The organism is Myroides sp. C6-3 (assembly GCF_050522425.1).
Taxonomy (GTDB): domain Bacteria; phylum Bacteroidota; class Bacteroidia; order Flavobacteriales; family Flavobacteriaceae; genus Flavobacterium.
In genome coordinates this window covers 1-7,419 of sequence record NZ_JBMVQP010000061.1, presented here as the reverse complement: position 1 = coordinate 7,419, position 7,419 = coordinate 1, and the positions used below count along the sequence as shown (strand labels likewise).

At 38.4% G+C, this 7,419-nt stretch carries 1 protein-coding gene; it reads right to left on the bottom strand.

All coding sequences use genetic code 11. The annotated features are described in order from the left end of the window. Positions 1-101: 101 nt before the first annotated feature. The gene (locus ACPDG9_RS15565; RefSeq protein ID WP_430528624.1) at positions 102-7,097 is read right to left on the bottom strand and encodes a fibronectin type III domain-containing protein; all 6,996 of its coding nucleotides are present in this window, start codon (positions 7,095-7,097) and stop codon (positions 102-104) included. Positions 7,098-7,419: the final 322 nt, after the last annotated feature.

Genomic DNA, 7,419 nt, shown 5'->3' with positions numbered 1-7,419 from the left:
AGCACGCTCAGTAGTCCTAAAGTTAAATATATTTTTCTCATATACGTTTTACTTTTTTATAGAGAATCAACGGTGTGGCAACACACCGTTGATTGCTTGTTTTAATAATTAAGTTGTACCCAACCTGTTCTAACTTTTCCGTTTGAAACAACCACATAGTAGTATGTACCTACTGGAAGTAGTTTATTAGAATTGTTCTGTCCAAACCATTCGTTTTTATACCCCATTCCGTGTGAGTAAACTTCTACCCCATTACGGTTGAAGATTTGAATCTTAGAAATTCCATGTTTACTCAAGTCAAAGGATTCATTGATTCCATCGCCATTTGGTGAAATTCCCCTCGGAATTGGACACTCTTCATAGGTTACAGTAAAGCTTTTCTCATCCATACACTCTGCGCCGCGTAATCCTTTATTATAGGCGTAAACATAGATGGTTTGCGGTTTAATAATTGGAATACCTGCTGTTAACTCTTCACCTTTTCCACCCGGTTGTGTGAAATATTTATTGTACTTCGATGGCTCTGGTAAAAAGTAAATATCACAGAACATCACTTGATCAGCAATATCATCTGCTACAGGTTGTTCTACAACTTCCAATGTAAAGCTCGATTGACCCATACAGCCTCTTTCGTCTGAACGGAAGACATAAATTGTGTGAATACCCAACGTATCAAAACTATCCCCTCCTTCATATCGGTCTCCTTGACCCAATTCTTGAGTATAGTAAGACTCTCCATTTTTAGTCTCTGGGAAAGTATAAGCCCCACATACACTTTGATTTTCAATAATTGCAACTTCTAATGGTGGTTGAATAGTCACTTTGAAGGTTTTAAACTCACTACATCCTGTGCGCTTATTGGTCAACCTTACATAAAGTAATCTGCTGCTGTTAAACTCATAAATCGAATCAAGCGCTCCAACACTTGTGTTCATATCTTCTTCACTTTCAAAATACTCGATAATGTATTTTTCAGGATCTACACCATTTAGGACCAAACTATCATTCTCGCTCAAGTCAACAAAGTTCTTCTCTCCAATAGGACGAGAACAGTCAAACAATTCAGTTGGTGTTCCAATAGTAAAGTCTTCTTTTACAAATTTAAACTCTTTATATAACACTGTTTCATCGCCACAAATCTCATATTTTGCTTTGGCTGTATAAGTTACTGTTTCAGATACTTCCACATCAATTTTCGCATCCGTAGAGTAGAACTCTCCGTTTTTCTCCCAGAAGAATTCTGCCGTAGAATCTCCATCTGGAGTAAAACGCCATGCTTCGTTTTGTGCTTCCCATGGTCCTGTATTACGTCCTGGAGGCGCAATTCCATCCGAACCATCTGCATTTTGAATACCGATAATAGCATTTCTGCCCCATTCGTTACAATCTGCGTGTCTATTTCTTACATACACCTCAATAATATTCGTCCCTTCGTACATCACGATTTGAGAAGTCTGTGTTGTATTTTCAACATCATCTGGATCAAACGTACATCTAGATCCATACATTCCTAAGTGGTATACATTAAATACCAACGTTCGACACGGTGCCTTACCGATAATCTGATAATTGATTGAACGATCTGCTGGCGACCTATCCCCTATCCCTGGATGCGTATCTTGGAATACCCCCATAATCGAATTGATTGTAGGTCCTGATGATGTTGTTGGGTTATTAGCTCCAGGATCACTTGGAATTTGCGAAACAGGATTATAAGGAGCTCCGCCAGATCCTGGGCGATAACGTCCATTAGGCGTAATTCCTTGAATATCGAATGTAATTGTTCCATTAGTGTTGATTAAAATTTTATCGTACTTATTGCCATAGAAACAGAAATCAAAACCTAATTCAATCACATCTGACCAAATATCATCCGCTGTAAGTTCAATTGCTCCCCCTCCTTTGAATGGGAATGGTGGATTGTAGTCAATTGGATCTACGCGATATGAATCCGTTTTCAAGATATCGTAATACGAAGCACCTAACTCAAAGTTAAATGTTCCCTTCTCACAAATAATATACTCTCCTTTCGCATTTTTCTCTAAGCCTTCCAGTTCAGAAAATTCAATATCTGCATCTACATTAGCACATCCTGGAGGAGGAATAAATGAAATAATTCCAGCCTCTGACCAACGCCCTGTATCCGTATCTGAACAAAGCGGACGCACATAGAAGCGGTAGAATTGATCCTCTGCCGCAGGATTCGGATTAACATATACATATGAATTTGTATCTACAACAATACCTGTTGTATTATCTACAGGTGGCGTCACATCATCTAATGGAACTATATACACTTCCCATTGTGTTTCATCACCTTGTGCTTCCCAAGTTAATAAAACTCTAGAAGGAGCGCCTTCCATTACTTCTGACCCTAAGTTAAGTACAGCAGGACATGTAATTGGTGTGATCTTAATATTATCGATCGCCGCCGGTGGTTGATTACCAGAGTATGCATTTTGTACCCACTCAAAGACTAGGCGCACCGTTCCGTCAGCATAAGCTGCTAAATTAATCACCTCTTCTAAATCGGTTACGAACTCCTCTTCGTTGTTGTATGCACCTACGAGTGTGCGATTAACTTCTGATGTAATAAGCTGACCTGTTGTTGGGGTATAAGTAACAGGCACTAACCACACTTTAAAGAAATCATATTTAGTAGATACAAAACCATCCCCAAAACAACGCCAATCAAAAGTAAGTAAGCAATCCGTCGTTCCTTCTGGTACCGCGATATCGCGATAAGCGTGTGTTATTGTTTCTACGTTAATATCATAAGCATTGGTCAATCCCTCGTCATTTGTTATATATAGTCCATTTCTACCTCCATTATTTGCGGCAGCACCGATAAACCATTTGTTAATTGGACTAAAACCTATTGTCCAGTTATTCTCTCCTTCAAAATTCTCATCGAATGGCATTTCAGCTGGAATTTGTGAGGTAATCGCTACAACACGAACCCAAGAACTCTTATTCGTCGCGCTACAAATGGTTCTAACCCAAATGTAATATTCTGTATTATCTGTTAGTTCCTCGATTGTATACGAAGTTTCAGTTGTTGTTACTGAGCCTGTTACCGTTTGCCCTGGCAATCCATTGGCAGTTGAATAATACACTTCATAGGTATCTTGTCCCTCTACAGGAGTCCAAGAAACAGTTATAGTCGATTCGCTAAGCTCATCAATTTGTACATCCGTTGGTTCTGGACATGTGATAACGTGTACCTCTAAATTATCAATCGCCGCTGGCGGTTGATATTCACCATAGGTATTGTTTTTCCATTCAAAAAGTAAACGCATGGTTTGCCCTTGATAAGTAGTACCGTTCAAAACCAGACGTTCATTTAAGAAAGAAGAACTTCGGTTGTAGAACGGACGCCCAATTTGTACTCCTCCACTATTTGTAGTAGTAGTTTGTACTCCTTCACTAGGTACATATGTTAGAGGTACTAACCACACTCTAAAATAATCATATGGATAACTACCTGATCCATCTCCTAAACAACGCCAATCAAAATTAACCGCTAATTCTGCAGCATCCGCAGGAATAACAAAGTCTTTGTACACATGTGAAACTTGATTTTTGTTATTATTTAAGTACACATTACTCACTCCTTCATCTCCACTGATGTAAAGAGCCCTTTGACCTCCGTAATTAGTTGCATTTCCTATATGCCATTTATTCAAAATATCATTAACTGTAGCATAAGGTTGCGTCGTTTCAAAATCATCTCTAAATGGTAAATCTACAGGTATTAAATTTGTTGTAGCTCGAAGCGGTCCTGTCCATAAACTCTTATTTGTCGTTGAACATAAAGAACGAACCCAAATGTAATACGTTGTATTACTCGTTAAACCTGAGAAAGTATGTGTAGTTGTACTCACTGTGGTTCCTGCTACAGTTTCAGCTGGAACAGCTGGCGTAGTAGTAATTTTCACTTCGTAATTTGTTACCCCTGTTACGCCAGTCCAATTTGCTTTAATACTCGTTGCTGTAACGGTATCTGAAACTAAATTGGTTGGCTGTATACACGTTGAGTAATTCAATTTTAAGTTGTCAATAGCTGCTGGTGGATTCTCTCCACCCCAACTATCATTTTTCCATTGGAACACTAAACGCATCGTTTGACCAGCAAACGCCGTCTCATTCATAACAAGGCGTTCTGTTACAAAGTTGCGATTCTGCTCATATAGTGATCGACCTAATCGAACTCGAGTTGCAGCGGTAGTAATTCCTACACCCTCCGTAGGTTCAAAAGTAACAGGGACTGCCCATACAGTAAATCCATCTCCACTATAGCTATCTCCTAAAGAACGCCAATCAAATTGTATCTCTAGTTCTTCTGCATCTGCAGGTATCGTAAAATCTTTATATACATGAGAGACTTGCGTCACTGAATTCGTATACGTATTCGCTACTCCATCGTTATTACTGATATACAACGCAGAAGTACCTCCGTTATTTACAGCTGTACCAATATGCCATTTATTCACTCCGTGGTTTCTAAACGCATACTCTTGAGCAGTTTCGAATGTATCTGAATAAGGTAAATCAACTGGTACTAGGGCCGTTGATACAGCCAATGGACCTGTCCACAAACTGAAATCAGTATCCGTACATTTAGAACGCACCCAAATATAGTAGTATGTATTAGCCTCTAAGTCTTCAAAAGTATGTGTTGTTTCTTGCGTATTAACAACAGTGGCTGTATCTGTAGGAGCAGTATTAGAAGTACTAATATAAAGCTCATAACTTGATGCATTTCCAACTTCACCCCAACTAACATCAATACTATTTTCTGTTATATCCTCTGTCTCAAGGTTTCTAGGTTGACTACAAGTGATCACCTCGATATTCAAATTGTCAATCGCCGCAGGTGGATTATTTCCCGTACCTGAATCTTGACGCCATTCAAATACCAAACGCATTGTTTGACCAGCAAAGGCAGAAGCATCTGCAATGATATATTCACTTAAAAATTCATTATTACCATTATAGTTCTCCCTTCCTACTTGTGTGCGGTTAGTTCCCGAAGTAATTTGGGTTCTAGCCGTTGGAATGTAGGTAGTTGGCACTAACCAAACTCTAAATCTATCATAATTTGACAGCTCTCCAACACAACGCCAATCAAAAGCGATCGAAATTTCGTTGGTATTCGCTGGTATTTCGAAATCTTTATAGGCATGAGATACTTGTCCTCCACTAAAGGTATAAGCATTAGAAACACCGTTATCATTACTGATATACAGCGATCGATCTCCTCCATTACTCACTGCTTCACCTATAAACCATTTGTTTATTAAATCTTGAACAAAGACCATATTTACCTCATCTTCAAAATCTTCTGAATAAGGTAAACTCGCAGGGACTAAAGGTGTTTTTACAACAATAGGACGAGCAATCCAATCCGTCTTCGTATTGTCTTCACATATATTTCTCAACCACACGTAGTAGGTAGTATTTTCTTCTAAGCCCTCTATGGTCAAGGATCTTTGATCCTCACTTTCAATTGTTCCTGTAGCACCTGTTGTAGCAGTAGGAGCAGTATCGCTTGTTGATAGATAGTAATCAATCCCTATTGATTCCGTATTCTCCAAAATACTCCATTGTATTTGAGCATTGTTTGCCGCTACGGTACCAACACGTCCATTAACTGGCATATAACAGCTAGGGGGAACAACTCCATCGATAAACAATTTGGGAAGATATTGATATCTTCCATAAGCGGATGCGTGTCCTCCATCCGGGGTATAGAATGTATCTGAGGAACGCAATATTCCTCTGTATGTATCCGTTGGAAAGGTTGCAAACCTAGCTCCACTTGACCAACCAGGTGCATCTTCATATACAGCAATTGCCAAATTGCTTTCTCCATCCCAGACAAACGCACTATCAAAAATAATTTCTGTCCAGCTATTCGCCGCCAAAGTCACAGTACCTTCAAAAACTTGTGTAAATTCATCATGGGCTATCCAATCCGAAGCAGATGTCCCTGTAAACGCCTCTTTGGCTGTATTCGTTAAATATACCTTCCATGTATTGAAATTTGCAACAGTTCCTGTACCTGTATAATAAAATTTTATGCGTTCAACAAGGCGTTTATCCTCTAAAACACCACCAATCTCTTCTGCTGTGTAAATCATTTGAGACAGGTTAAATGCGTTTGTAGAATAAATAGGTAAATAGCTATCTTGTCTACTTCCTCCACCAATAACACCCGCTTCAGCTGTAGTAAATTCAAATGCATCTGAAAATATAGATTCATTGTCCACCCCACAACTTGCACGAACATATAATGTATAATTTGTATTGGCAGCTAAATCAGTTACCTCTACTGGGAAAGTAGTTAAGTCAGTCACAGTATCAGAAGTTACTAAGCCTGTCGCTCCAGAACCTGCTGCTCCGGCAGTTCGAACCTCATAGTAAATCGATTGCGTTGTCTCTCGTTCTGTTACATTAAACGTTAAACTCGTTGATGTAACTCTAAGAATAGTTGGAGTAACAGAAGGACATGTTATTTCTGTACCAAAGGTAATTTTTAAATTAGGTCTAGTTGATATAGCCGTTAAATTCGCCTCTGGTAGACTATTATCTCTTTCTACACCAAAATGCATATTGGTCTCTGTGGATGCTTTAATCATTAATCCATCATAACCATCGCTATTACCGCCACCGCCGAAATTGGTTTCTACTAATACCAATAAATTATTTGTTCCTCCAGTATAATTGAACGACGCATCAAAATTTATTGTATTAAAACCAATAACACTAGGCGTAAACGCTCCATCAAAAACTAAAGTAGCTCCCTCAGTAAAAGTCTCCCATACGTCAATAGTAATAGCCGTTGACTGGACCTCCTTTAAGTAAATTTTCACTGGTCTCTGTCCCTTAATCGCACCGATATCCCAAGCTAGCTTATTAATGAATCCTGTTTCACCAATTTCTGTAGCTGTGTACAAAGCAGCTGATCTCGAGTAGCCGTAATGACTACTCAAAGGGCGTCTCTCCGTCTCTGTACCGGTGCCAATCGTGACTTCTTGTCCATAAGAGAGCCAAGCACCGAATAGTAACAAGAAGAGCATAGTAATTTTCTTCATACGTATTCGTTTTAAGTTAGTTATTTTCAAATATATAATTTTTTTATCATAATATTAACAAACACAAAATATTAACAAACAACAACAATTAAAGATAAGGTTATTTTATTGCTATATAAATAATAAAAAAGACAAAAAAGATAGATAATTCTAAAAACAATAGGTTTTAGAGCACCTTTTTGTTTAACATATGTATATGATTTCGAGTATTTGTTGTTAATTATTCATTTCTAACGCTTTATATAAAAAAAGCCCCCACCCGACGATCGGATGAGGACTTTTTAGAACTATACTAAACTTAATACTTAAAACTAACTTATTT